This window comes from Streptomyces sp. NPDC026538 (assembly GCF_055567535.1).
Map to the genome: position 1 here is coordinate 1 of NZ_JBVHQG010000001.1, position 24,392 is coordinate 24,392.

The following is a 24,392-nucleotide window of genomic DNA, read 5'->3' on the forward strand; positions in this document are numbered from 1 at the left end:
TGAGTTCTCAAGGAACGGTCGCTTCCTTTGTACTCACCCTCTCGGGCTTTCCTCCGGGCTTCCCTTCGTTCTTGCGTTTCCGACTCTATCAGATCCTTTCGGCGTCCGATTCCCGGTCGGCGGGATTGTCTGGGGCTTTCCGGCTTTCGCCTGTCGGCCTTTCGACATTCACTACGTTAGCCGATTCCCGTCGAGACTCATAATCGAGTTCCGCGAGTTCGAATTCGGGCATGCAGGCACGACGAATCCGACCCCGTCAGGGGAAGTCGTAGGTAGTGGGTGGCCGCTTCCGGCTGCTGGCGAATGCCGTACCCGGTTCAAGCGGCTCGGGCTACGTTACGCACCTTCCAGGGACGCGTCAACTTGAGCGGCGCCGGGGTACATGGGCCCGATAGGGGCTGACTGTCGGGTCATCCGCGATCCAGTATCGCCAGGGATGGACCTCACCGTTTCCTCCCTCGCCGGCGACTCCCGTGCGCGGACCGTTGCGTACCTGGTCGGAGGGGACGGGGGAACCGGTCAGCATCCGCAGCGGTGTCTCGCCGGCGGCACACGCGTCCGTGCCGTCCAGAGCCCGGTCGACGCCCAGGGCAGTGGCCAGCCGGGCCGGGCCTTTGGCCAGTTCCCTGTCGTATCGGGCCGAAAGTCGACGTTTGCGTGCGAGGTCGACGCCCTCGACGATCTCGCCGGCGCGCAGCAGGACCGCGCTGGCGGTGCCCACCGGACCGCAGACGAGGTTCATGCAGAACCACATGCCGTAGGTGAAGTAGACGTACACATGTCCGGGCGGACCGAACATCACCTCGTTGCGGGGTGTGGGCCCGCGATAGGCGTGCGACCCGGGGTCGTTCGGGCCGTCGTACGCCTCCACCTCTGTGATGCGGACCGCGATCGGACCGTCCGGGGTGGTGCGGAGGAGGATGCGGCCGAGGAGGTCGGGGGCGACCTCCAGTACAGGGCGGTCGAAGAAGTCCCTGGGGAGTGACGTACGGTCCGGGGGCGCGATCATGGCGTCCGAGCCTAGTCCAGGCCGAGGATGCCAAGGGGTGGTCAAGGATTCGTCTCCTTGCCAGGGTGTGGGCCGGAACCGGTCGCGGCCGGATCGCGTTTCTAGGGATCAAGGGTCCGTACTTAAAGGGAGAGTCATGGGGTTCAAGAAGCTGCTCGCGAGCCTGGGGGCCGGTGGGGCATCCGTGGAGACGGTGCTCACCGAGATCAACGTCGTGCCGGGTGGCGTCGTCCAGGGTGAGGTGCGGATCCAGGGCGGGTCGGTGAACCAGGAGATCCAGGGGCTGTCCGTCGGTCTGCAGGCGCGGGTCGAGGTGGAGCACGGCGACGAGGAGTTCAAGCAGAACATCGACTTCGGCAAGGTGCGGCTCGGCGGTGCCTTCGAACTGCAGGCCGGGGCGGTGCACGCGGTGCCGTTCGGGCTGGAGATCCCCTGGGAGACGCCGGTCACGATGATCGACGGGCAGGCGCTGCGCGGGATGCACATCGGGGTGACGACCGAGCTGGAGATCGCGCGTGCCGTGGACTCCGGTGACCTGGACCCGATCAACGTGCACCCGCTGCCGGCGCAGAAGGCGATCCTCGACGCCTTCATCCAGCTGGGCTTCCGCTTCAAGAACGCGGACCTGGAGCGCGGTCACATCCGGGGGACCCGGCAGACGCTGCCGTTCTACCAGGAGGTGGAGTTCCACCCGCCGTCCCAGTACCGGGGGCTGAACCAGGTCGAGCTGAGCTTCGTGGCGGACGCGCACGCCATGGACGTCATCCTCGAAATGGACAAGAAGCCGGGGCTGTTCAGTGAGGGCAGTGACACCTTCCGGTCGTTCCAGGTGGGTCTGCACGACTTCCACGGGACCGACTGGGCGGCTTATCTCAACCAGTGGCTGTCCGAGGTCGGCAGCAAGCGCAACTGGTTCTAGGCTCGGGAACCGCGGAGTCCGTTACGGCTTCCGTAAGCGATCAGTATCGATCAGGAGGTACCGAGGTGACCGAGCTCAAGCGGCGGCCGCTCCCCCATGACTTCCATCCGCCCGTCCCGTCGTTCACGGTGACGAGCGAGGACATCGAGGAAGGGGCGACGCTCAAGGACGCTCAGGTCTACGCCAAGGGCAACACCTCGCCGCAGCTGCGGTGGGAGGGCTTCCCGGCCGGGACCAAGAGCTTCGCCGTGACCTGCTACGACCCGGACGCCCCGACAGGGAGCGGGTTCTGGCACTGGACCGTGTTCGACATCCCGGCCTCGGTGACCGAGCTGCCGGCGGGCGCGGGCAGCGGCAAGTTCGAGGGCCTGCCCGATGGCGTGGTGCAGGTGCGCAACGACTACGGGTCGAAGGACTTCGGCGGTGCCGCGCCGCCGCCCGGGGACGGGCCGCACCGGTACGTCTTCACGGTGTACGCGGTGGACCAGGAGAAGCTCGGTCCGGACGCCGACGCGTCGCCTGCCGTCGTCGGGTTCAACCTGCGGTTCCACGCGATCGCCCGTGCGCAGTTGATCGGCGAGTACGAGAACCCCGAGAAGGGCTGACGCACCTCGCGAAATCAGCCAAGCGTTCATTGAACGTTTGCCCGTCCCTGGTCTTGGAAGTGATCAGGGGCGGGCAGTTTTTATTGCGTTGTCCATCTCGGCGCGCCCGTCCAGAGTTGATCCAAGCCCGCCGGGGGTGGGCACGGTGCACATGGGAGGTGGGCTGGATGCGTGACACGCTGGTGCTGAACGCGAGCTTCGAGCCGCTGTCTACGGTGACTTTGAATCGAGCCGTCGTCCTGGTGCTCCAGGACAAGGCCGTCGTGGAGCAGGCCCACCCCGAACTGCGCATGCGCGGTGCGGATGTGGACATACCCGCGCCCCGGGTGATCAGGCTGTGCCGTTATGTACGGGTGCCGTTCCGGAGACAGGCGCCCTGGTCGAGGCGGGGGGTGCTGGTCAGGGACCGGCACCGGTGCGCGTACTGCGGGCGGCGGGCGACGACCGTCGACCACGTGGTGCCTCGGGCCCAGGGCGGACAGGACTCCTGGCTGAACACCGTGGCCTCGTGCGCGGAGGACAACCACCGCAAGGCGGACCGGACGCCTGAGCAAGCGGGGATGCCGCTGCTTCAGAGGCCGTTCGAGCCTTCGCCGCAGGATGCGATGCTGTTGGCGATGGGGGCCGAGGACTTGGCCGCGCTTCCTGAGTGGCTGTCCGGAGATGTTGCGGCCTAGCCGTCTGCCTGGCTGAGTTCGTCGGGCGGCTGCAGGTCGTTCGCGCCCACGCGGCGGAGCCGCAAATCGAACAGCGCCCCGCGCCCCCAAAAATGGTGGGCACGGGGATCGTTCGTCTTCGGGAACCGTCAGTCGATGTGGGGCTTCTCCCGGCGTTCCTGGGCCGGGACGCTGCCGCTGCCACTACCGCCCGAACCGCCGCCCAGGTTGCCGAAGTTGCCCATCGCGCCGGACAGGCCCTTGAGGGCGTCCCCGATTTCGCTGGGCACGATCCAGAGCTTGTTGGCGTCGCCCTCGGCGATCTTCGGGAGCATCTGGAGGTACTGGTAGGAGAGGAGCTTCTGGTCCGGGTCGCCGGCGTGGATCGCCTCGAAGACCGTGCGGACCGCCTGCGCCTCGCCCTCGGCCCGCAGGGCGGCCGCCTTGGCCTCACCCTCGGCGCGCAGGATCTGGGACTGCTTCTCACCTTCGGCGGTGAGGATCGCGGCCTGCCGCGTACCTTCCGCGGTGAGGATCGCGGCGCGCTTGTCACGGTCGGCGCGCATCTGCTTCTCCATCGAGTCCTGGATGGAGGTCGGCGGCTCGATCGCCTTCAGCTCGACGCGGTTGACGCGGATGCCCCACTTGCCGGTGGCCTCGTCGAGGACGCCGCGCAGGGCCGCGTTGATCTCCTCGCGGGAGGTCAGGGTCCGCTCCAGGTCCATGCCGCCGATGATGTTGCGGAGCGTGGTGACCGTGAGCTGCTCGATGGCCTGGATGTAGCTGGCGACCTCGTAGGTGGCCGCTCGCGCGTCGGTGACCTGGTAGTAGATGACCGTGTCGATGTTCACGACCAGGTTGTCCTGGGTGATCACCGGCTGGGGCGGGAACGGTACGACCTGTTCGCGCAGGTCGATGCGGTTGCGGATGGTGTCTATGAACGGGACGACGATGTTCAGGCCCGCGTTCAGGGTCCGCGTGTAGCGGCCGAAGCGCTCCACGATGGCGGCGCTCGCCTGTGGGATGACTTGGATCGTCTTGATCAAGGCGATGAAGACCAACACCACCAGAATGACCAGGACGATGATGACCGGTTCCATCGTCGCTCCCCGTACCCTTCTCCGCCTCGGCGCTTCGGCAGATCTTATGGTTGTCGAAGATCTTGCTGGACGAGTCTGACAGACCCTCGCCCAACTCGGGAGTCCTTCCGCTGAGTTGCGTCGTACGAGGTCAGATGACGATGGCCGTGGCTCCCTCGATCTCCACGACATCCACTTCCTCTCCGGCTTCGTAGGCGCGCCCGGTGTCGAGCGAGCGTGCCGACCAGACCTCGCCGGCCAGCTTGATCCGTCCGCCGGAACCGTCGACGCGTTCCAGTACGACGGCCTGCTTGCCCTTCAACGCGTCTATGCCCGTGGCGAGTTGGGGTCGCTGGGCGGCGTGCCGGGCTGCGATGGGGCGTACGACGGCGATCAGGGCGACGGAGACGACGACGAAGACGAGTACCTGGATGACGACGCCCGCACCGAGTCCTGCGGTGGCCGCGGCGGCCAGTGCGCCGACCGCGAACATGCCGAACTCCGGCATCGCGGTCACCACGAGCGGGATTCCGAGCGCCGCCGCGCCGACGAGCCACCACACCCATGCGTCGATGCTGTTCACCTTGTCATGGTAGGGCCGCGGGTGCCGCCCCCGACAGGGTGCTTTCCCGGGACGGAGCGCCCGTCAGGAAGCCGTCAGGAACCCTCAGGACAGGGGGAGTCCGTGGGCCGTCCAGCGGTCGCCGAGCTGCTCGACGACGAGCGGGAGGCCGAAGCAGAGGGAGAGGTTGCGGGAGGAGAGTTCGAGCTCCAGCGGGCCGGCGGTGAGGACCTTGCCCTGGCGGATCATCAGGACGTGGGTGAAGCCGGGGGCGATCTCCTCGACATGGTGGGTGACCATGATCATGGAGGGGGCGATCGGGTCCCGGGCGAGCCTGCCGAGGCGGCGGACCAGGTCCTCGCGGCCGCCGAGGTCGAGGCCGGCGGCGGGCTCGTCGAGCAGCAGCAGCTCGGGGTCGGTCATCAGGGCGCGGGCGATCAGGGTGCGCTTGCGCTCGCCCTCGGAGAGGGTGCCGAACTTCCGGTCCACGTAGTCGGTCATGCCGAGGCGGTCGAGGAAGGCGCGGGCGCGCTGCTCGTCGACCTCGTCGTACTCCTCCTGCCAGTGGGCGGTCATGCCGTAGGCGGCGGTGAGCACGGTCTCCAGGACGGTCTGGCTCTTGGGGAGCTTCTCGGCCATGGCGATGCCGGCCACACCGATGCGGGGGCGCAGGTCGAAGACGTCGACCTTGCCGAGGGTGTCGCCGAGGATGGTGGCGGTGCCCTTGCTGGGGAAGAGGTAGCTGGAGGCGATGTTCAGGAGGGTGGTCTTGCCGGCGCCGTTGGGGCCGAGGATGACCCAGCGCTCGCCCTCCTTCACCGACCAGGAGACCTGGTCCACCAGAGCCCGGCCCTCCCGGACCACGGATACGTCCTGAAGCTCCAGAACATCGCTCATGAGCGCGTTGTCTCCCCTTGCAGTGTGGCCGGTCTCGGCTGGCGCGTACGCCTGTGGCTCGGGCGGCGGCGCCGGTGGGCGCGGCCCTTATGAAATCTACGCCACGAGTGCGGCGCTCCATTCCATCGGTCCGGTCCTTAGGGTGGAGGCATGCTTTCGGAACCACGCTCAGGACGCCTCGCCGCCTGGGGAAATGCCCTATTGGCCGGAGTTGTCTCTCCGGATGACGCCGTGCTCGCCATCGTCGACGAGGACGCGGTGCATCGGGTGGCGGGGCTGCCCGGGGAGTCCGCTCCGGTCGGGCTCACGCTGGCGCTCGGGCGGCTGCGGACGCTCGGGGCGACCGGGCTGCGGGTGGCACTGCCGGCGCCGGGGCATCCGCTGGGGCTGAGCGGTCCGCCGGAGTTCAACGCGCGGGCTCTGGAGGCCGAGGAGGCGGTGATCTGTTACGGCACCGCGTTGGGGCTGGTGCCGGAGGTGTCCGAGGCCGGTCCCGCCGGTGATGTGCATGTCGAGGTGGTCTGGCATGTGCTGCCGGTGCGGGAGGCGCCCCCCGCGGACGTGCCGTCGCTGGGCGAGGCCGAGCGGGAGCTGGCGGAGGCGCTCAGGGACGCGACCGAGATCTTGTCGAAGATGGACGTCGCCGGGTCGGGCCCGTTGGCGGAGGCGGCGATCGACGCCTACCGGGCGCGGGCCGAGCGGGGGCGGGAGGTACTGGCCCCCGGGTATCCCCCTCGGGCGGTGCGGGTCCTCGAGCTGGCGCAGCGGGTCGGGCTGCTGATCTCGCTGGCGCACGAGAACGGGCACGGGGGCGCGGTGAGCGCGTCGGAGATGGCGGCGCGGTCGCTGGCCCTGCGGCCGGTGGAGCGGACGGCCCGGCGCGCGCAGGTGGCGGCGTACAACTCGGTGGTGGAGGAGCGCGAGCGGGGGCGCTAGGACGCCCGGGCTGCGTGTGCGGGTCCGACCCGGCCGTGGGTCGTGCGCTGATCAACGCCGGAGGGGTCCTGGGTGGTACGGGGCGTCTGGCCGTGACTGCCCGTTCGGGCCATTGGGCGTAACAGTCACTGGACCTAGGAGCCGCCCAGCCCAGGAGTCGTCGGCCGTAAAGCCGATGGGAGTGAAAGCCGACCGGCCTTCCGGGGGCGCCCGGAAGGCCGGAGGTCGATGCCGCGGTGCGGCGCGGTCTCAGTGGTTGAGGCCGAGGTTGCCGAAGGCGGGGTTCAGCACGCCGATGACGTTGACGCTGTTGCCGACGGCGTTCACCGGGATGTGCACCGGCACCTGGATGACGTTGCCCGAGACGACGCCCGGAGAGCCGTGGGCCCCGCCGTCGGCGTGCGAGCCGCCGGTGTGGGCGGAGGCCATCCCCGCGCCCGCGGCCACGATCCCGCCGGCCACCATCGTCACGGCCGCTGCCTTCTTCAGGTTCTTCACTTCTTGAGCCTCCTTGGCGATCGCCACGGCGGTCGCCGCGGCACGCACTGAAGAACGCCCACGGCCGGGAGAGGATGCGCCGTCCGGGTGACATTCCCACGACGGTATGAATCTCAGCCCGTAGGACGACCCTTCATGTTGCCGTCGGTGAAGCGTTCCGGAGGACGTTTCAGCCGGTCACGCCATGGCGTACGGCCCACAGGGCGGCCTGGGTGCGATCGGCGAGGTCGAGTTTCATCAGGATGTTCGAGACGTGCGTCTTGACGGTCTTCTCGGAGAGCACCAGGGCGCGTGCTATCTCACGGTTGGAGCGGCCGTCGGCGATCAGCCCGAGCACCTCGCGCTCCCGCTCGGTGAGCGACCCTCCCCTGCCCTGGCCGGAGTTGGCCTCCTCCTGGGAGAGCAGGGCGCCGGCCACCTCGGGCTGGAGCAGGACGTGCCCCGCGTACACCGAGCGGATGGCGGTGGCGAGCGCGTCGGGATCGACGTCCTTGTAGACGTATCCGGCGGCGCCGGCGCGCAGCGCCGGGACCACCGTGCGCTGCTCGGTGAAGCTGGTGACGATGAGCACGCGCGCGGGGTTGTCGAGCTCGCGGAGCCGGCGCAAAGCCTCCACGCCGTCCATGCCGGGCATCTTGACGTCCATGAGGACGACGTCGGGGCTCAGCTCCTGGGCGCGCTCGACCCCTTCGGCGCCGTCGGCGGCCTCGCCGACGACCTCTATGTCGTCCTGGACCTCCAGGAAGGTACGCAGGCCCCGGCGGACGACCTGGTGGTCGTCGACCAGCAGGACCCTGATCGCGTCAGCCACCGGGGACCTCCATCTCGATCGTGGTGCCCTTGCCGGGCGCCGATTCCACGGTCAGCGTGCCGCCGGCCCCGCTCGCCCGGTCCCGCATGGAGACCAGGCCGAGGTGGCGTCCGGCACTGCGGGTGAGGTGCGGGTCGAAGCCGCTGCCGTCGTCCGTGACCCGCAGCACGGCCCCGCCGCCGCGCCGGTTCACGGTCACGTCGACGTGCTCGGCGCCGGAGTGCCGCAGGGCGTTGTGCAGGGCTTCCTGGGCCACCCGGAGCAGCGCCTCCTCCTGGGCGGCGGGCAGGGCGCGGACGCCACTGGCGGCGAAGGTCACGCGCGCGGCGTGGGCGCGGTCGAGGACCTGGATCTGGGTGCGGAGGGTGGCGACCAGTCCGTCCTCGTCGAGGGCGGCGGGGCGCAGCTCCACGACGGCCGCGCGCAGTTCGTCGGTGGCCTCGGCGGCGAGCGCGGCCACCTGCTGCAACTCACCCTTGGCGCGGGAGGGGTCGCGGTCGACCAGGGCGGCGGCGGCCTGGGCGGTCAGGCGCAGGGAGAAGAGTTTCTGGCTCACCGCGTCGTGCAGCTCGTGGGCGAGCCGGGAGCGTTCCTCGGCGATGGTCAGCTCGCGGCTGCGCTCGTAGAGGCGGGCGTTGGTGAGGGCGATCGCGGCGTGCTGGGCGAGGATGGAGAGCAGTTCCTCGTCCTCGGCGGTGAAGCCGCAGCCGCCCTCGGGTTTCCGGCAGTCCTTGTTGGCCAGGAACAACGCGCCGATGATCTCGTCGCCGTCCCGGATCGGCAGGCCCAGGAAGTCGGACATCTCGGGGTGCGCCGACGGCCAGCCCTCGAAGCGGGGGTCCTTGCGGACGTCGGCGAGCCGCTCGACCTTCGCCTCGTGGAGCATCGCGGCGAGGATGCCGTGCTGGCGCGGGAGCGGGCCGATGGCCTTCCACTGGGCGTCGGTGACACCGTCGACGACGAACTGGGCGAAGCCGCCGTGGTCGTCGGGGACCCCGAGCGCGGCGTACTGCGCGTCGAGCAGCTCACGGGCGGAGGCGACGATCGTCTTGAGGACGTCGCGCACCTCCAGGTGCCTGCTCATGGCCAGCAGCGCGGCGCTGACCGCGGCGAGGCCGGACCGGGGACCTTGACTCATGCCCTCACGGTACCGGCGGGGTGTGACACCGCGGATCGGCCGATGGTGGCGGGGAGCGGGCCAATGGCCGTAGGTCCCGGGTCCTAGGGCGCAGGCCCCGGACCGGCGGCGTAGTCCTAAGGGCCCCGCCGGATTGCGCCCCGCGTCCGAGGCGGCCGGGGCGGTGCCGTTCCTAGGTTGAGGTCACCGCCGACGCGGGCGGACGGAGCCGAGGGGACGGTTGTCATGCCGGTAGCGATCATCACGGGGGCGTCGAAGGGACTGGGGCGTGCGCTGGCGGAGGCGCTGGCGGCGCGGGGTTGGGACCTGGTGCTGGACGCCAGGGGTGTGGGGGCGCTCAAAGAGGCGGCGGAGGCCGTCGCGGGGGCCGGGACGCGGGTGGCGGCGCTGCCCGGCGACGTCACGGACGCCGGGCACCGGGCCGAGCTGGTGGCCGCGGCGCGCCGGCTGGGCGGGCTGGACCTGCTGGTGAGCAACGCCAGCGCGCTGGGTGCCGAGCCGCTGGTGCGTCTCGGCGAGCTGCCCCTGGCGGGGCTGCGCCGGGCGCTGGAGGTGAATGTGGTGGCCGCGCTGGGCCTGGCCCAGGAGGCGCTGCCGCTGCTGCGGGAGTCGGCGGCGGGGGCGGTGATCGCGGTCAGCTCGGACGCGGGCGCGGAGGCGTACGAGACCTGGGGCGGGTACGGCGCCTCGAAGGCCGCCCTGGACCAGCTGGCGGCGGTGCTCGGGGTGGAGGAGCCGGGGCTGCGGGTGTGGGCGGTGGATCCCGGGGACATGGCGACCGGCCTGTACGCGGCGGCCGTACCGGACGACGACGACCCACGGCCGGCACCGGAGAGCGTCGTACCGGCGTTCCTGCGGTTGCTCGACGAGCGTCCGGCGAGCGGCCGGTACGGGGCGCCGGCTCTGGTGGAGGGACGATGACGACAGCTCTGCGGGTGCCGGAGGAGTTGTCCGCGCGGGTGCCGGCCGAGCAGCGCGGGCCGGGGCTGGAGCGGGATGCCGTACGGCTGCTGGTGTCGCGCGGGACGGAGGTGTCGCATCACGCCTTCGCCGAGCTGCCGGTGCTGCTGCGGGCCGGGGACCTGCTGGTCGTGAACACCTCGCCGACGCTGGCGGCCGCCGTGGACGGACGGATCGGACACGCGCGCGTGGTGGTGCACTTCTCCACCCGCGGGGACGACGGGCGGTGGGCCGTCGAGCTGCGGGAGCCGGACGGCAGGGGGACGACACGCGCGCGTGCGGGCGCGTCCGCGGGGAGTGAGGTGCGGCTGCCCGGGGGCGGCCGGCTGGTCCTGACGGAGCCGCTGAGTGCGCGGGGCGAGCGGCTGTGGTGGGCGCGGGCCTCGGGGGACGTGCCGGGGATGCTGCGGGAGCACGGGCGGCCCATTCGTTACTCCTATACGGAGCGGGACCAGCCGCTGTCCGTCTACCAGACGGTGTTCGCGCTGCCCTCGGCCGACGGAGCCGGGAGTGCGGAGATGCCGAGTGCGGCGCGGCCCTTCACCGCGCGGCTGGTGGCGGAGCTGGTGAGCCGGGGCGTGCAGTTCGCGCCGATCACGCTGCACACGGGGGTGTCGTCGGCGGAGGCGCACGAGCCGCCGTACGCGGAACGTTTCGCCGTTCCGGCCGCGTCGGCGCGGCTGATCAACGCGGCCAGGGCGGGCGGCAGGCGGGTCGTCGCCGTCGGGACGACGGCCGTGCGGGCCGTGGAGTCGGCCGCGGGCGCCGACGGGGTGGTGCGGGCGGCCGAGGGCTGGACGGAGCTCGTCGTGACGCCCGGGCGCGGGGTGCGGGTGGTGGACGGGCTGCTGACGGGGCTGCACGAGCCGGAGGCCTCGCATCTGCTGATGCTGGAGGCGGTCGCGGGGCGGGCCGCGATCGACCGCAGCTACGAGGAGGCGCTGAGCGGGCTCTACCTGTGGCACGAGTTCGGCGATGCGCACCTCATCCTGCCGGAGGAGAGCCCTCACGCAGAGCATTGCGAGAGCAACTCCCGGTGAGATTCATGTCCCGCCGATGTGAGGCCGCACATAGGGCGCACATCACGTACGAACGGACATAGGAGATAAAGGGTCCTGCGGTGAACGGGACAGACGACCTAGTCTGTCCCGTTTTGCCCTTCCGGGGTGTACTACCGCGGATCGTACGTCACACCTTTGCCAGGGAATTTTGCGGCCGCTAAGAATTGCTCTCGTCGCTCAGCACCGCGGATTCCCCCCGCGGTGTTCGTGCAGGAGGAGCCGGTCTCCCCCGCGGACAACGAGCGACCTCCGCGCTATTCGAAGAGGTCCACTGCTATGCCCAAGCACGCCCACAGTCCCACGCTGACCAAGCATCACAAGATCGCGCTCGCCGGTGTCGCCACGCTCGGCGCCGCCGCCCTCGCCTTCTCCGCCGTGCCCAGCAGCGCGGAGACCGTCGCGACCGGGGCCCCCCAGGCCGCGGCCCGGGTGGCCTACGGCACGGAGCAGATCAAGGACGTCAAGGGCACGGTCACCGACCAGCTCGCCATGCAGAACGTCAAGGTCGAGGCGATCGCCGCCAAGAAGAAGGCGGCCACGCCCCACACCCGGCACCTGGCCCACGTGAAGCAGGCCCACGCCCTGCACGTGGCCCACGTCAAGAAGGTCCAGGCGGCGCACGCGGCCCACACGGCGCACGTGAAGAAGGCCCACGCGGCCCACACCGCCAAGGTCAAGGCCGCCCACACCGCCCACGTGAAGCACGTCGAGGCCGCCGCCAAGCAGGCCGCCCACGCCGCGCACGTGAAGCACGCCGCCAAGCAGGCCGCGAGCCGGTCCGCGCAGCGCCCGCAGATCCAGCAGGTCGCCGCGAAGACCTACTCGAACACCCTCGACGGCTGGATCCGCCAGGCCCTCGACATCATGAACGCCAAGGGCATCCCGGGCTCCTACAACGGCCTGCACCGCAACATCATGCGGGAGTCCTCCGGCAACCCGAACGCCATCAACAACTGGGACATCAACGCCATCAACGGCATCCCCTCCAAGGGGCTGCTGCAGGTCATCCCGCCGACCTTCGCCACGTACCACGTCAACGGCACGTCCTGGAACATCTACGACCCGGTAGCCAACATCACCGCGGCCGCCAACTACGCGGCGCACCGGTACGGCTCGATCGACAACGTCAACAGCGCGTACTGAGGCCTGCGCGGACCTCTTCTCGCCGACGCCGAAGGGCGGCACCCCCACTGCGGGGTGCCGCCCTTCGGCGTCGTACGGGCGACTACTTGCGCATGACCTCGGGCTCGTGGCGGCGCAGGAAGCGGGCCACCAGGAAGCCGCAGATCACCCCGAGGACGATCAACGCGGCCATGTCCATGGTCCAGGCGCCGGCCGTGTGGTTCCACAGCGGGTCCGTGCTGGTCGGGTCGTCGGTGTTGGGCGCGATGTTGTTGAAGTCCAGCGTGGCGCCGTCGGCGCCCACCGCCCAGCGGGACGGCATCAGGTACGAGACCTGGTTGACGCCGACCGCTCCGTTCAGGTTGAACAGACAGCCCGTGAAGACGACCTGGATGATCGCGAACATCACCAGCAGCGGCATGGTCTTCTCGGACGTCTTCACCAGCGAGGAGATGACCAGGCCGAACATCATCGAGGTGAAGCCGAGCCCCATGATCGGGATACAGAGCTCGAAGAGGGTGGAGTGGCCGAGGACCACGCCCTCGCCGGGGATCTCGCGGCTGGAGAAGCCGATCAGGCCGACCATCAGGCCCTGCAGCACGGTGATCACGCCGAGCACGACCACCTTGGACATCAGATACGCCGACCGGGACAGGCCGGTCGCCCGCTCCCGTTCGTAGATGACCCGTTCCTTGATCAGCTCGCGCACGGAGTTCGCGGCGCCCGCGAAACAGGCGCCGACGGCGAGGATCAGCAGGACCGTGGTCGCCGTGCCGTTCGGGACCGGCACCCCGGTCTTCGAGTTCACCGGGTTGACCAGCAGACCCTTGTCACTGTCGATCAGCAGGCTGACCGCGCCGAGCACCGCCGGCAGGATCACCGTCAGCAGCAGGAAACCCTTGTCGGAGGCGATGACCGCCACGTACCGGCGCACCAGGGTCAGCAGCTGCGACCCCCAGCTCTGCGGCTTCTTCGGCCGCATCGCCTGCATCGCGGGGATCTGTACGGACTGCGGGGCGATCGCGTCGATGTCCGCGGCGTACATCTGGTAGTGCTGCGAGCCCTTCCAGCGGCCCGCCCAGTCGTAGTCGCGGTAGTTCTCGAAGGCGGAGAAGACATCGGCCCAGGTGTCGTAGCCGAAGAAGTTCAGCGCCTCCTCGGGCGGGCCGAAGTAGGCGACCGCACCGCCCGGCGCCATCACCAGGAGCTTGTCGCACAGCGCCAGCTCGGCCACCGAGTGGGTGACGACGAGGACCGTGCGGCCGTCGTCGGCGAGGCCGCGCAGCAGCTGCATGACATCGCGGTCCATACCCGGGTCGAGACCCGAGGTGGGCTCGTCGAGGAAGATCAGCGACGGCTTGGTGAGCAGCTCCAGGGCCACCGAGACCCGCTTGCGCTGGCCGCCCGAGAGGGACGTGACCTTCTTGTCCTTGTGGATGTCGAGCTTCAGCTCGCGCAGCACCTCGTCGATGCGGTCGTCGCGCTCCTGCCCGGTGGTGTCGGCCGGGAAGCGCAGCTTGGCCGCGTACTTGAGGGCCTTCTTGACGGTCAGCTCCTTGTGCAGGATGTCGTCCTGCGGGACCAGACCGATGCGCTGGCGCAACTCGGCGAACTGTTTGTACAGGTTGCGGTTGTCGTACAGCACCTCGCCCTCGTTGGCGGGGCGGTAGCCGGTGAGTGCCTTGAGCAGGGTCGACTTGCCGGATCCCGAAGGACCGATGACCGCGATCACGGACTTCTCCGGGACGCCGAAGGACACGTCCTTGAGGATCTGCTTGCCGCCGTCGACCGTGACCGTCAGGTGCCGTGCGGAGAAGGAGACTTCACCGGTGTCGACGAACTCCTCCAACCGGTCGCCGACGATCCGGAAGGTGGAGTGGCCGACGCCGACGATGTCGTTCTGGCCGAGCAGCGCGGTGCCGCCCTTGGCGATCGCGACACCGTTGACGTACGTGCCGTTGTGCGAGCCCAGGTCGCGGATCTCCATGCGGCCGTCCGGCGTGGAGTGGAACTCCGCGTGGTGGCGCGAGACCTGCAGATCGGACACGACCAGCTCGTTCTCCAGGGCACGGCCGATGCGCATCACACGGCCGATGGAGAACTGGTGGAACGTGGTCGGGCTGCGGTCGCCGTAGACCGGCGGCGCCCCCGCGCCACCACCGGAGGCCATGGCCGGGGCGCCCTGCTGCTGCGGGATCGCCGGCGAGGCCTGCTGCCAGTCCTGTTGCGGAGCCGATGGCTGCGCAGCCGGCGGCTGGGACCAGCCCGGGCCGCCCGCGCCCTGCGCCGCGTACGGCTGCTGCTGAGGCTGGGGCCGGGCCACCGCGGCCGTGCCGGACAGGTTGAGCCGCGGTCCGTCGTTCGCGTTGCCCAGGTGTACGGCCGAGCCCGGGCCGATCTCGGTCCGCTGGACCCGCTGGCTCTGCACGAAGGTGCCGTTGGTACTGCCGTGGTCCTCGATGACCCAACTGCGGCCGTCGAAGCTGATCGTGGCGTGCCGCCAGGAGACCCTGGCGTCGTCGAACACGAGGTCCCCCTGCGGATCGCGTCCGAGGGTGTATGACCTGGACGGGTCGAGCGTCCAGGTGCGTCCGTCTGATTCCAGTACGAGTTCCGGCACTCCAAGCCCCATGAGTAGTCCCCCGAGTTACCCCCATCACAGGGAGTCTAGGGATGTCGAACATCGTCGGGAACTATTTCAGGCTCGGCCCTCTGACCGGAAGTCGGGCCTTGCGGAGGCCTCTTACGAGCGCTTCAACTCTTTCCGTTGACGGGGTTGAAACCGGGCCGGAGAGTGGTAATCCACGCGAGGGGGACAAGCGCGGCGGAGCGACCCGGCGCGTCCGCGGATCGGGGGGTCGGCGATGGGTTCTGGCACGTCCGGCACGGGAGTCGAGAACACGGGGCACGGCGCGCGGCTGCCGTGGGGCGACATCCTGCTGTCCGCGATCGCCGCGGTGAGCTGGGCGTTGATCGGCATGGCGGGTACCGCGGCGCTGGGTCTGCATCTGCTGCGGGCCGACGCCGCGGGCTCACTGGGCCCGATGACAGCGGCGGTTGTGGCACTCGGGGCAGGTGGTTCGGTCACGCCGGACGGAGATCTGTCCGCATTCGGCCTGAAAGGGGCTCAGGCCACCACGGCCATCGAGATCACGCCACTGGGTGTGAGTCTGGTGGGAGCCCTGCTCCTGTCCTGGTTCTTCTTACGGTCCCTGCGCACGGCCGGAGTGGTGATCGCACCGGCCGAACTGCTGGCCCGCGGGGGCGCGGTGGTGGTGCTGTTCGTGGCGATGCTGGGCGGGCTGGCCTGGGCCGGGCACTCGGTCGTGACCATCGACGGCGGTGCGCTGGGGCTGGACAAGCTGCCGGGTACCGGCGGTGGCGGCGGGGGTCTCAGGATTCCCGGCATCGGGGATGTCGGCGGGCTGCTGCCGGACCGCCTCGGCGACCTCGTGCACGCGAACGCGGCGGTCGGCTTCAGCGTGGACACGGCGGCGACCCTGCTCGGCGGCCTCGGCTGGTCGGTCGGGATCCTGCTGATCGCCCTGCTGGCGTCACGCCGCACTCCGCTGCCACGCGGCTGGGAGCCGGTGCACCGGGTGGTACGGCCGGCGGTCTCGGCGCTGGTGACGGTCCTGCTGGTGGCGGTCGCGGCGGGCTGGGCGGCGGCGGCCTTCGCGGCGGTCGGCGACCCGCATCCGGCCCGGATCATGGGCGCGGCCCTGCTCGGCGCCCCGAACGGCGTCTGGCTCGGCATCCCGATCGGCCTCTTCGTGCCCTTCGACGGCAGGGCGGCGGGCATCCTCACCATGTTCCTGCCGCACCCCCTGGACGACCTCCTGAACTCCCCGTCCGGCCAGTCGGTGACCCTGGGACACCTGGCCGACCTGGACGGACGGGTATGGCTGCTGGGTATCGCCGCGGCCCTGCTGATGCTGCTGGCCGGTGTGTTCACGGCGGTACGGACGCCGGTGACCGGCCGTGGCGCCGGTGCCGGTGCCGGTGCCGGTGGGGCGGAGATGCCGCGGGGCTCGCGTTCCGGCGCGCTCGGTTTCGCCGGGCGGTGCGCGGTGCGGCTGGGCATCGCGACCGCGCTCACGCTGCCGTTGCTGGCCTGGCTGACGGACGTGTCCGTGGACGCCTCCCTGTCGGTGCTGGGCTTCGACGCCTTCGGCGCCGGCATCCGACTGCACGGGCAGCTGGGCATGGCCCTGCTTCTCGGCGCGGCGTGGGGTGCGGCGGCGGGGGCGGCGGGCGCGCTGCTGGCGTGGGCCACCGGCGCCGCCGGCACGCGCACGGCACGGTTGGCACGGGGTGACGCGGCCGGCGAGCCGCTGGGTCCACCACCCGGAAGCGGCGGGAGGGAGGGACCTTACGCGCCGACGCCTCCGTACCGCCCGCCGAATCCGCACACCAATCCCTACCTCCGGGTACCGGACGAACTACGGGAGCCAGGGAGCGGCGACCGGGAACCCTGGCCCGACGCGCCGCGGGGCTCCGGGGCTGGGGGCGGACGGGGCGGTCGACCTGGGGATGCCTGGGAACCGCGGGATTCCCGGCCGGGAGACGGTCGGGGCCGCTGGTCCGAGGGACCGCAGGAACCCCGGGATCCGGCGGGGCCGTACGACAGTCAGCCGCAGGCGGGCGGCCGGGCGGGCGGCGCTCCGGGGTCGTCGGAGGAGTGGCCGCGCGACGGCGGCGGTGACCCCTCTGGCACACCGCCCGATGCCGGTGACGTGTACGGCGCACCCACCATGGCGCGGCCGGTCGACCCGCCGCCCCACTCGCCACGGCGCGGACCAGGGGTGCGGCGGCCGGACGGCCCGGACACGGGCCCGCCTCCCCCTCCTCCTCCCCCGCCACCCCCCAGGCGGCCCCATCGGTGAGGCTCCTCACCGCCGAGCCTCGTCTCGGCGGTGTCGCCAAGGCGTCCGGACCGTGCGTGGAGCGGCGCTGAACTGTGTGTGAAGGCGCGGGCCGGGAGTATGCCGCTCCCGGCCACCGACATCGCACGCACGTTCGCCCGTAGTGCGGACGCAAGGTCTCCGACACCGGTCCGACACTTATTGTTCCGTGTCCGTCAGGCGGACCACCTGCGCCGCAGGCACTGCGTGCCGGTTACGGTGGTTACACCATGAGCGATCCTCAGACCTCCGAGGTCCCCACTCTCCTCGTCAAGATCTTCGGCAAGGACAGGCCGGGCATCACGGCCGGCCTCTTCGACACCCTTGCCGCGTACATGGTCGACGTGGTCGACATCGAGCAGGTCGTCACGCGAGGCCGGCTGGTGCTGTGCGCGCTCGTGACCCAGCCCGCGGCGGGGCTCGAGGGCGACCTCAGGGCGACCGTGCACAGCTGGGCCGAGTCGATGAAGATGCAGGCGGAGATCATCTCCGGCCACGGCGACAACCGCCCGCGCGGTCTGGGCCGTTCCCTGGTCACCGTCCTCGGTCACCCTCTGACCGCCGAGTCGACGGCCGCCATCGCAGCCCGGATCGCCAAGGCGGGCGGCAACATCGACCGTATCTTCCGGCTCGCCAAGTACCCGGTGACGGCGGTGGAGTTCGCGGTGTCCGGCGTGGGAACCGAGGCACTGCGCACCGCCCTGGTCTCGGACGCGGCGGAACTCGGCGTGGATATCGCGGTCGTCGCGGCCGGCCTGCACCGGCGGGCCCAGCGTCTGGTAGTCATGGACGTGGACTCGACGCTCATCCAGGACGAGGTGATCGAGCTCTTCGCGGCGCACGCCGGCTGCGAGGACCAGGTCGCCGAGGTGACGGCGGCCGCGATGCGCGGGGAGCTGGACTTCGAGCAGTCGCTGCACGCGCGCGTGGCGCTGCTGAAGGGGCTGGACGAGTCGGTCGTGCAGAAGGTGCGCGCCGAGGTGCGGCTGACACCGGGCGCCCGGACCCTGATCCGCACGCTGAAGCGGCTCGGCTACCAAGTCGGCGTCGTCTCGGGCGGTTTCACCCAGGTCACCGACGATCTGCAGGAGCGGCTCGGGCTGGACTTCGCCCAGGCCAACACGCTGGAGATCGTCGACGGCAAGCTGACCGGCCGGGTGACCGGCGAGATCGTGGACCGTGCGGGCAAGGCGCGGCTGCTGCGCCGGTTCGCCGCGGAGGCGGGCGTGCCGCTGTCGCAGACGGTGGCCATCGGTGACGGCGCCAACGACCTGGACATGCTGAACGCGGCCGGTCTCGGTGTCGCCTTCAACGCCAAGCCGGTGGTCCGCAAGGCCGCGCACACCGCGGTGAACTTCCCCTTCCTGGACACGGTGCTGTATCTGCTGGGCGTCACCCGCGAGGAGGTCGAGGCGGCGGACACCCACGACGAGAGCTGAACCGCCCGGCGGTCCTGTCACAAGGGGCCCGGCACCGAGGAGACCGGTGCCGGGCCCCTTGCCGTCCGTGCCGGAGAGCGGTGGCCGTACGGTGGCGCCCGTCGCCTCAGTCGGAGGGGGCCCAGTAGTCCACGAGCGTGGTCACCCCGGGTTCCAGGCTCTTCCAGGTGCCCTCGAAGGTCACGACGGCGAAGGCGGCGGCGGGAAAGCCCCGGCTGTTCATCCGGTCGCGGGCGTCGCCCTCGGAGCTGCCGGTCAGGATCTCGGTCACGCCGTGCACGCCGGGGTTGTGGCCGATGAGGATAACGTCCTGCGCGTCGTCGGGCACCTCGTTGAGCACGGCGATCAGCTCGCCCGGAGAGGCCTCGTAGACCCGCTCCTCGTAGACTGTTTTCGGCCGGTGCGCGAGCTCATGGACGGCAAGCTTCCAGGTCTCCCGGGTGCGCACGGAAGTGGAGCACAGGGCCAGGTCGAAGGTGATGCCGCTGTCCGCCAGCTTGCGTCCGGCGACGGCGGCTTCCATTCGGCCCCGCTCAGCGAGCGGTCGCTCGTGGTCGGTCACCTGTGGCCAGTCGGCTTTCGCATGGCGGAAGAAGACGATCCTGCGGGATTCTGCGACGCTCATGTCACCCAGCTTCGCATGAAACAGGCCATCGGGCGCAGGGAGTTGACATGCGGCTTCGCCCGGCCCGGAGGGCGGTGCGGCTAACGCGTGACGATCTGCTGGACCCGCTCGACGAGATGGGTGACGGCCGGGTCACCCGTGGTCGCGTGGGCGTCCGCCGGGTTCAGTATCAGCACCAGCAGGGCGATGAAGGCGAGCGCGGGCAGGGCGAGGGCCCACCAGGGCAGCCGGACGTCGACGCTGCCCGGGGTGGCGGGGTGGGGCAGGGTGTGCGTACGGGCCGGCATGATCGCCTCCGCTGGTCTCCGGGCTTCGGTGACCGCCCCTCGCGGCCACAACTCGAAATTACGGAACCCGCGGCCGCCGGCCCATCCGGTGATCCACCCACTTCACCCTGACCCTCACCCCCTAGGGGATGGGGGTGCTAGCCCCACCACCGGCCGCCGGGGCGGTGGTCAGGGTGACGCGAGGGTCGCGATGACGGCGATGACGATGAAGATGGCGAAGAACGAGCCGAAGACGATCAGCATCTTCTTCTGACCGTTCTGGGGGTTCGGGTCGAGCACTGGCATGCGCCCAGTCTGGCACCCCCCACAGGGGACGCACCGGGCGGGGTGGCCCGACACGCCGCGGGGCGTCGACGGGTCCGGACCGGCTCGCCGGGGCGCGACGGGAGGCCGGACCGCCTCGCCGGGCGCCGAAGGGGCCGGACCGGTGCCCGCGCACGGCCCGCGTCGGTGTCAGGCGGCCCGGACCGGTGCCCGCAGGGCCCGCACCGCACAGCCTCGGGTCAGTACCCGCACGGGCCGCACCGCACGGCCCGCACCGCACGGCCCGGGCCGGTGCCGTCACGGCCCCCGTCGGTGTCAGGCGGCCGTCGCCTCGTCCTCGACCGTGCGGTCGCGGCCCGCCAGGACGCCGACGGCCATCTGCGGGATCATCAGGCCGGCCATGAGGGCGATCGGCAGGCCCCAGCCGCCGCTGTGCTGGTAGAGCACGCCCACCAGCAGCGGGCCCGGGATGGAGATGAGGTAGCCGACACTCTGGGCGAAGGCGGAGAGCTGCACGACGCCCGCGCCGGTCCGGGACCGCATCCCGACCATGGTGAGGGCCAGCGGGAAGGCACAGTTGGAGACGCCGAGCAGCAGGGCCCAGGCCCACGCGCCGCCGGCGGGGGCGGCCCACAGGCCGGCGTATCCGGCGAGGCCGCAGACGCCGAGCGCGATCACGATCGGACCCTGGTGCGGCAGCCGGGTGGCCACGCGCGGGATGACGAAGGCCAGCGGTACGCCCATCACCATGGTGACGGCCAGCAGCAGTCCGGCGGTGCCCGCGGGCACGCCCGCGTCCCGGAAGATCTGCGCCATCCAGCCCATGGTGATGTAGGCGGCGGTGGCCTGGAGTCCGAAGAAGACGGCGAGCGCCCAGGCGGTACGGCTGCGGGTGATCCGCAGGGCGGCCGGCTGCCGGTCCGCACGCGCGCGTGCCTCGGTCACGGGCGCCGGTGCCGGTCCCCGGTCCCGGACCAGCGGAAGCCACGGCAGCACCGCGGCCGCCGCCAGCCCCGCCCACACGGCGAGCCCGGACTGCCAGCCGCCGCCCAGCGCGTCGGTCACGGGCACGGTCACCGCGGCGGCGATCGAGGTGCCGGCGGCGAGTGCCATCGAGTACAGGCCGGTCATGGAGCCGACCCGGTCGGGGAACCAGCGCTTGACGATGACCGGCATCAGGACGTTGCTGACGGCGATGCCCATGAGCGCGAGCGCGCTGCCGGCCAGGAATCCGGCCGTACCGCCGACGTAGGGCCGTATCAGCAGGCCGGCCGTGATGGCGACCATGCCGGCGCAGACCACCGCCGGCGGCCCGAAGCGGCGGGCCAGGCGGGGGGCCATGACGCCGAAGACGGCGAAGCAGAGCGGCGGCACGGAGGTGAGCAGTCCGGCCACGCTGCCGCTCATGCCGAGCCCGTCGCGGACCTCCTCCAGGAGGGCGCCGAGGCTGGTGATGGCGGGCCTCAGGTTGACGGCGGCCAGCAGGATGCCGACGACGAAGAGCCGTGTCGTCCACGCGCGCGTGCCGTTCACCGGGCCCCCGCCGGGTTCCGTGGGACGTGCTGTCGTCGATGTCGTCGTGGTGGTTTCCTCGGCTCCCATGACGCCCATCATAGAATCATGGGATGATTGGTTGTCCAGTTTCCGGACGGCGGACCACGGCTGACCCCGCCGCTGCTGCCCGGCCCCCGCGTGCGAAGGTGTGTCATGCCTCTGAGCCACCCGCGCCGCTCGGCGCTGTCCGAGCAGGTCATCGCCGAGCTGCGGAACCAGATCGCCTCCGGCGAATGGCCGGTCGGCTCGCGCATCCCCACCGAGCCGGAACTGGTCGAGCAGCTCGGGGTGGCCCGCAACACCGTCCGGGAGGCCGTGCGCGCGCTGGCGCACAACGGCCTGCTGGACATCCGGCAGGGCTCCGGCACCTACGTCGTGGCGACCAGTGAGCTGGCCGGCGTGATGCACCGCCGGTTCGCCGGGGCCGACCCCCGGCACATCGCCGAGCTGCGCTCCACGCTGGAGTCCTCGGCGGCCCGGCTGGCTGCGGCCCGGCGCACCGAGAAGGACCTCAGGCAGCTCGACGCGATTCTGGCCCACCGGGAGCAGGCCTGGGAGTCGGGCGAGGCGGAGGCCTTCGTGACGGCGGACGCGACCTTCCACCTGGCCGTGGTGGCCGCCTCGCACAACGACGTGATGACGGCGATGTACGCCGACCTGGGCGAGGTGCTGCGGGACTGGCTGCGCGCGGACGTCGGCGCCGAGCTGACACCGGAGACGTACATGGACCATGCCCGCCTGGTCGACGCGATCCGCACGGGCGACGCGGACGCGGCCGCCAAGGAGGCGGCCAGCTACCCGTACCTGTGCCGTCCGGGCAGGTTCAGCTCACCTTCTGGTGACTGATCCACACCGAGCGGACGTCCTGCCAGCAGCGGCCGGTGAGCCGTACGGTCAGCGCGGGCCCGGTGTCGACCGGGGAGCCGTCGGTGTCGATGTCCCACCACTCGGCGCACTCGATGTGCAGCCGTACCCGGTCGGTGTCCACGTAGGGGTTGTGGCAGTAGGCCACCACATGGGAGCCGCGGACGGTCGTCCGGCACGACGCGCCGAACAGTTGCGGGGCCGGCCGGTGACCGCCGCCCACGCGCACGTGGGACACGGCGTCGTACGGCAGGGCCAGCACGAGGGCGAGGGCCACGGTCACTGGGGCCAGGCTGCGGGACAGGCGCACAAGGGGACCTCCTCGGCCGGCCTGGGGAGGGAATCGCGCGGTGAACGCGTAATCCGACGCGTAGTCCCAGGGTGCGCCGCCCGGGCGGCGACGGCCCGGCCGGTGGGCCGAACGGGTGAGGCCCGCACCCCTTGTGGGATGCGGGCCCCGGAACGTCCGTGCGGAGGGCGTCCGTGCCGATGAGATCGGTGCGGACGAGGTCGGCGCGGGTCGGGCGCCGAGGGGTCCGTGCGGGTCAGGCGCCGATGGCGTGCAGGCCGCCGTCCACGTGGACGATCTCGCCGGTGGTCTTCGGGAACCAGTCGCTCAGCAGGGCGACGATGCCCTTGCCGGCCGGCTCGGGGTCCTTGAGGTCCCACTCCAGGGGGGAGCGGTGGTCCCAGACGGCGGCCAGGTCGCTGAAGCCCGGGATGGACTTGGCGGCCATGGACCCGATCGGACCGGCGGAGATGAGGTTGCAGCGGATGTTCTGCTTGCCCAGGTCGCGTGCGATGTAGCGGCTGGTGGCCTCCAGGGCGGCCTTGGCCGGGCCCATCCAGTCGTACTGCGGCCAGGCGTACTGGGCGTCGAAGGTGAGGCCGACGACCGAGCCGCCGTTCTGCATCAGCGGCAGGCAGGCCATGGTCAGCGACTTCAGGGAGTACGCCGAGACGTGCATGGCGGTCGCGACGGACTCGAAGGGCGTGTTGAGGAAGTTGCCGCCGAGCGCGTCCTGGGGAGCGAAGCCGATGGAGTGCACGACGCCGTCGAGGCCGCCCAGCTCCTCGCCGACGAGGTCGGCCAGCCGCCCGAGGTGCTCGTCGTTGGTGACGTCCAGCTCGATGACCTTGGTGGGCTTGGGGAGCTTCTTGGCGATGCGCTCGGTCAGCGTGGGCCGCGGGAACGCGGTGAGGATGATCTCGGCGCCCTGCTCCTGGGCCAGCTTGGCCGCGTGGAAGGCGATGGAGGACTCCATCAGCACGCCCGTGATCAGGACACGCTTGCCCTCGAGGATTCCGCTCATGGTGATCAGTGACCCATTCCCAGTCCGCCGTCAACAGGGATGACGGCTCCAGTGATGTACGAGGCGTCGTCCGAGGCGAGGAACCGCACCGTCGCGGCGACCTCCTCGGGCTCCGCGTACCGGCCGAGCGGCACCTGCGACACGATGGCGGCGCGCTGCTCGTCGCTGAGCACCTTGGTCATGTCGGTGTCCACGAAGCCGGGGGCGACGACGTTGAAGGTGATGTTGCGCGAGCCCAGCTCACGGGCGAGGGACCGCGCGAAGCCGACCAGGGCGGCCTTGGAGGCCGCGTAGTTGGCCTGACCGGGACCACCGTAGAGGCCGACGACCGACGAGATGAGGACGACACGGCCCTTCTTGGCGCGCAGCATGCCGCGGTTGGCGCGCTTGACCACGCGGAAGGTGCCGGTGAGGTTGGTGTCGACGACCGAGGTGAAGTCCTCCTCGGACATACGCATCAGAAGCGTGTCCTTGGTGATGCCGGCGTTGGCGATCAGGACCTCGACCGGGCCGTGGGCGTCCTCGATCTCCTTGTAGGCCTGCTCCACCTGCTCGGTGTCGGTGATGTCGCACTTGACGGCGAGGCAGCCCAGTTCCTTGAGGACGGCGGGCGGCTCACCCGAGCGGTATGTGATGGCAACCTTGTCGCCGTTGTCGGCGAATGCGCGGGCGATGGCGAGGCCGATGCCCCGGTTGCCTCCAGTGACGAGAACCGAGCGGCTCAACGGATCACCCTTTCGTTCGGTCTGACCACCGGCCGGAACAGCTGGCACGACAGGCGGCTTCATCGAAAACCTATCGGTCCCGCCATCACGGCGAGCAAGCGGGCACCGACAGTGGCTCGGGGGTGTCGCTGTCGGGTCCCTACAGAAAGGCCCGACGCCGGGCC

25 protein-coding genes are annotated in these 24,392 nt (G+C 70.8%); 10 read left to right on the plus strand and 15 right to left on the minus strand.

What is annotated here, in order from left to right; translation table 11 throughout:
- Positions 1-358 precede the first annotated feature (358 nt).
- Positions 359-1,009 (minus strand): DNA-3-methyladenine glycosylase, encoded by a 651-nt coding sequence (locus ACZ4N4_RS00005; RefSeq protein ID WP_450763186.1) that lies wholly within the window; start codon positions 1,007-1,009, stop codon positions 359-361.
- Positions 1,010-1,145: 136 nt separating this feature from the next.
- Between ACZ4N4_RS00005 and ACZ4N4_RS00010 the strand changes: the two genes are divergently transcribed.
- The 3 genes from ACZ4N4_RS00010 (at position 1,146) to ACZ4N4_RS00020 (ending at position 3,210) form a co-directional block, all read left to right on the plus strand.
- The gene (locus ACZ4N4_RS00010; RefSeq protein WP_450763184.1) at positions 1,146-1,928 is read left to right on the plus strand and encodes a sporulation protein; all 783 of its coding nucleotides are present in this window, start codon (positions 1,146-1,148) and stop codon (positions 1,926-1,928) included.
- Between the two features lie 65 nt (positions 1,929-1,993).
- Positions 1,994-2,533, plus strand: a complete 540-nt coding sequence (locus ACZ4N4_RS00015; RefSeq protein ID WP_467582678.1) for a YbhB/YbcL family Raf kinase inhibitor-like protein — start codon at positions 1,994-1,996, stop codon at positions 2,531-2,533.
- A 167-nt stretch (positions 2,534-2,700) separates the two neighbouring features.
- Positions 2,701-3,210 (plus strand): HNH endonuclease, encoded by a 510-nt coding sequence (locus ACZ4N4_RS00020; RefSeq protein WP_360481358.1) that lies wholly within the window; start codon positions 2,701-2,703, stop codon positions 3,208-3,210.
- A gap of 128 nt (positions 3,211-3,338) precedes the next feature.
- Here the strand turns inward: ACZ4N4_RS00020 and ACZ4N4_RS00025 are convergent, their stop codons facing one another.
- The 3 genes from ACZ4N4_RS00025 to ACZ4N4_RS00035 form a co-directional block, all read right to left on the minus strand.
- Positions 3,339-4,289, minus strand: coding sequence for an SPFH domain-containing protein (locus tag ACZ4N4_RS00025; RefSeq protein WP_384988304.1), 951 nt, complete (start codon positions 4,287-4,289; stop codon positions 3,339-3,341).
- A 130-nt stretch (positions 4,290-4,419) separates the two neighbouring features.
- Positions 4,420-4,851 carry an NfeD family protein gene (locus ACZ4N4_RS00030; protein ID WP_362568513.1) on the minus strand — a complete coding sequence of 144 codons (432 nt, stop codon included), beginning with the start codon at positions 4,849-4,851 and terminating at the stop codon, positions 4,420-4,422.
- An 84-nt stretch (positions 4,852-4,935) separates the two neighbouring features.
- Complete coding sequence (locus ACZ4N4_RS00035; RefSeq protein ID WP_384484360.1) at positions 4,936-5,727, minus strand: ABC transporter ATP-binding protein; 792 nt, start codon at positions 5,725-5,727, stop codon at positions 4,936-4,938.
- 150 nt (positions 5,728-5,877) lie between these two features.
- On the opposite strand from ACZ4N4_RS00035, the gene ACZ4N4_RS00040 reads away from it, so the two are divergent.
- Positions 5,878-6,663, plus strand: coding sequence for a hypothetical protein (locus tag ACZ4N4_RS00040; protein WP_467582683.1), 786 nt, complete (start codon positions 5,878-5,880; stop codon positions 6,661-6,663).
- Between the two features lie 249 nt (positions 6,664-6,912).
- Here ACZ4N4_RS00040 and ACZ4N4_RS00045 read toward each other — a convergent pair whose 3' ends face one another.
- The 3 genes from ACZ4N4_RS00045 to ACZ4N4_RS00055 all read right to left on the minus strand — a co-directional run bounded on the left by ACZ4N4_RS00045 (position 6,913) and on the right by ACZ4N4_RS00055 (position 9,110).
- The gene (locus ACZ4N4_RS00045; protein ID WP_365283670.1) at positions 6,913-7,161 is read right to left on the minus strand and encodes a chaplin; all 249 of its coding nucleotides are present in this window, start codon (positions 7,159-7,161) and stop codon (positions 6,913-6,915) included.
- A gap of 169 nt (positions 7,162-7,330) precedes the next feature.
- The gene (locus tag ACZ4N4_RS00050) at positions 7,331-7,972 is read right to left on the minus strand and encodes a response regulator (RefSeq protein WP_450763171.1); all 642 of its coding nucleotides are present in this window, start codon (positions 7,970-7,972) and stop codon (positions 7,331-7,333) included.
- Positions 7,965-9,110 (minus strand): GAF domain-containing sensor histidine kinase, encoded by a 1,146-nt coding sequence (locus tag ACZ4N4_RS00055; RefSeq protein ID WP_453573699.1) that lies wholly within the window; start codon positions 9,108-9,110, stop codon positions 7,965-7,967. The genes ACZ4N4_RS00050 and ACZ4N4_RS00055 overlap by 8 nt, the downstream gene beginning before the upstream one ends.
- Positions 9,111-9,335: 225 nt before the next feature.
- Between ACZ4N4_RS00055 and ACZ4N4_RS00060 the strand changes: the two genes are divergently transcribed.
- The 3 genes from ACZ4N4_RS00060 (at position 9,336) to ACZ4N4_RS00070 (ending at position 12,274) form a co-directional block, all read left to right on the plus strand.
- On the plus strand, positions 9,336-10,031 hold the full coding sequence (locus tag ACZ4N4_RS00060) for an SDR family NAD(P)-dependent oxidoreductase (RefSeq protein ID WP_467582687.1): 696 nt from the start codon (positions 9,336-9,338) through the stop codon (positions 10,029-10,031).
- A complete protein-coding gene (locus ACZ4N4_RS00065; RefSeq protein ID WP_467582690.1) occupies positions 10,028-11,110 on the plus strand; it encodes an S-adenosylmethionine:tRNA ribosyltransferase-isomerase in 1,083 nt (360 codons plus the stop codon). Before ACZ4N4_RS00060 ends, ACZ4N4_RS00065 begins: the two co-directional genes overlap by 4 nt.
- A 297-nt stretch (positions 11,111-11,407) precedes the next feature.
- Positions 11,408-12,274, plus strand: coding sequence for a transglycosylase SLT domain-containing protein (locus ACZ4N4_RS00070; RefSeq protein ID WP_467582693.1), 867 nt, complete (start codon positions 11,408-11,410; stop codon positions 12,272-12,274).
- Positions 12,275-12,356: 82 nt separating this feature from the next.
- Here ACZ4N4_RS00070 and ACZ4N4_RS00075 read toward each other — a convergent pair whose 3' ends face one another.
- Positions 12,357-14,885, minus strand: a complete 2,529-nt coding sequence (locus tag ACZ4N4_RS00075; RefSeq protein ID WP_453573710.1) for an ABC transporter ATP-binding protein/permease — start codon at positions 14,883-14,885, stop codon at positions 12,357-12,359.
- A gap of 232 nt (positions 14,886-15,117) precedes the next feature.
- Here ACZ4N4_RS00075 and ACZ4N4_RS00080 point away from each other — a divergent pair, with 232 nt between their 5' ends.
- Positions 15,118-17,139, plus strand: a complete 2,022-nt coding sequence (locus tag ACZ4N4_RS00080) for a streptophobe family protein (protein WP_467582696.1) — start codon at positions 15,118-15,120, stop codon at positions 17,137-17,139.
- Between the two features lie 248 nt (positions 17,140-17,387).
- Positions 17,388-18,596, plus strand: a complete 1,209-nt coding sequence (serB, locus tag ACZ4N4_RS00085) for a phosphoserine phosphatase SerB (RefSeq protein WP_467582699.1) — start codon at positions 17,388-17,390, stop codon at positions 18,594-18,596.
- Between the two features lie 106 nt (positions 18,597-18,702).
- Here serB and ACZ4N4_RS00090 read toward each other — a convergent pair whose 3' ends face one another.
- From ACZ4N4_RS00090 to ACZ4N4_RS00105, 4 genes are all read right to left on the minus strand, one after another.
- Positions 18,703-19,221, minus strand: coding sequence for a SixA phosphatase family protein (locus tag ACZ4N4_RS00090; protein WP_450763157.1), 519 nt, complete (start codon positions 19,219-19,221; stop codon positions 18,703-18,705).
- Positions 19,222-19,301: 80 nt separating this feature from the next.
- On the minus strand, positions 19,302-19,508 hold the full coding sequence (locus ACZ4N4_RS00095; RefSeq protein ID WP_467582702.1) for a hypothetical protein: 207 nt from the start codon (positions 19,506-19,508) through the stop codon (positions 19,302-19,304).
- A gap of 168 nt (positions 19,509-19,676) precedes the next feature.
- Positions 19,677-19,793 carry an SGM_5486 family transporter-associated protein gene (locus ACZ4N4_RS00100; RefSeq protein ID WP_089107830.1) on the minus strand — a complete coding sequence of 39 codons (117 nt, stop codon included), beginning with the start codon at positions 19,791-19,793 and terminating at the stop codon, positions 19,677-19,679.
- 294 nt (positions 19,794-20,087) lie between these two features.
- Positions 20,088-21,374, minus strand: a complete 1,287-nt coding sequence (locus tag ACZ4N4_RS00105) for a CynX/NimT family MFS transporter (protein ID WP_467582705.1) — start codon at positions 21,372-21,374, stop codon at positions 20,088-20,090.
- A 105-nt stretch (positions 21,375-21,479) separates the two neighbouring features.
- On the opposite strand from ACZ4N4_RS00105, the gene ACZ4N4_RS00110 reads away from it, so the two are divergent.
- Positions 21,480-22,172, plus strand: a complete 693-nt coding sequence (locus ACZ4N4_RS00110) for a FadR/GntR family transcriptional regulator (protein WP_453573727.1) — start codon at positions 21,480-21,482, stop codon at positions 22,170-22,172.
- Here ACZ4N4_RS00110 and ACZ4N4_RS00115 read toward each other — a convergent pair.
- The 3 genes from ACZ4N4_RS00115 to fabG form a co-directional block, all read right to left on the minus strand.
- On the minus strand, positions 22,150-22,500 hold the full coding sequence (locus ACZ4N4_RS00115) for a hypothetical protein (RefSeq protein ID WP_467582708.1): 351 nt from the start codon (positions 22,498-22,500) through the stop codon (positions 22,150-22,152). The genes ACZ4N4_RS00110 and ACZ4N4_RS00115 overlap by 23 nt on opposite strands.
- A gap of 235 nt (positions 22,501-22,735) precedes the next feature.
- Positions 22,736-23,503, minus strand: a complete 768-nt coding sequence (gene fabI / locus ACZ4N4_RS00120; RefSeq protein ID WP_453573731.1) for an enoyl-ACP reductase FabI — start codon at positions 23,501-23,503, stop codon at positions 22,736-22,738.
- A gap of 5 nt (positions 23,504-23,508) precedes the next feature.
- Positions 23,509-24,228 carry a 3-oxoacyl-[acyl-carrier-protein] reductase gene (fabG, locus tag ACZ4N4_RS00125; protein WP_453573733.1) on the minus strand — a complete coding sequence of 240 codons (720 nt, stop codon included), beginning with the start codon at positions 24,226-24,228 and terminating at the stop codon, positions 23,509-23,511.
- Positions 24,229-24,392 lie beyond the last annotated feature (164 nt).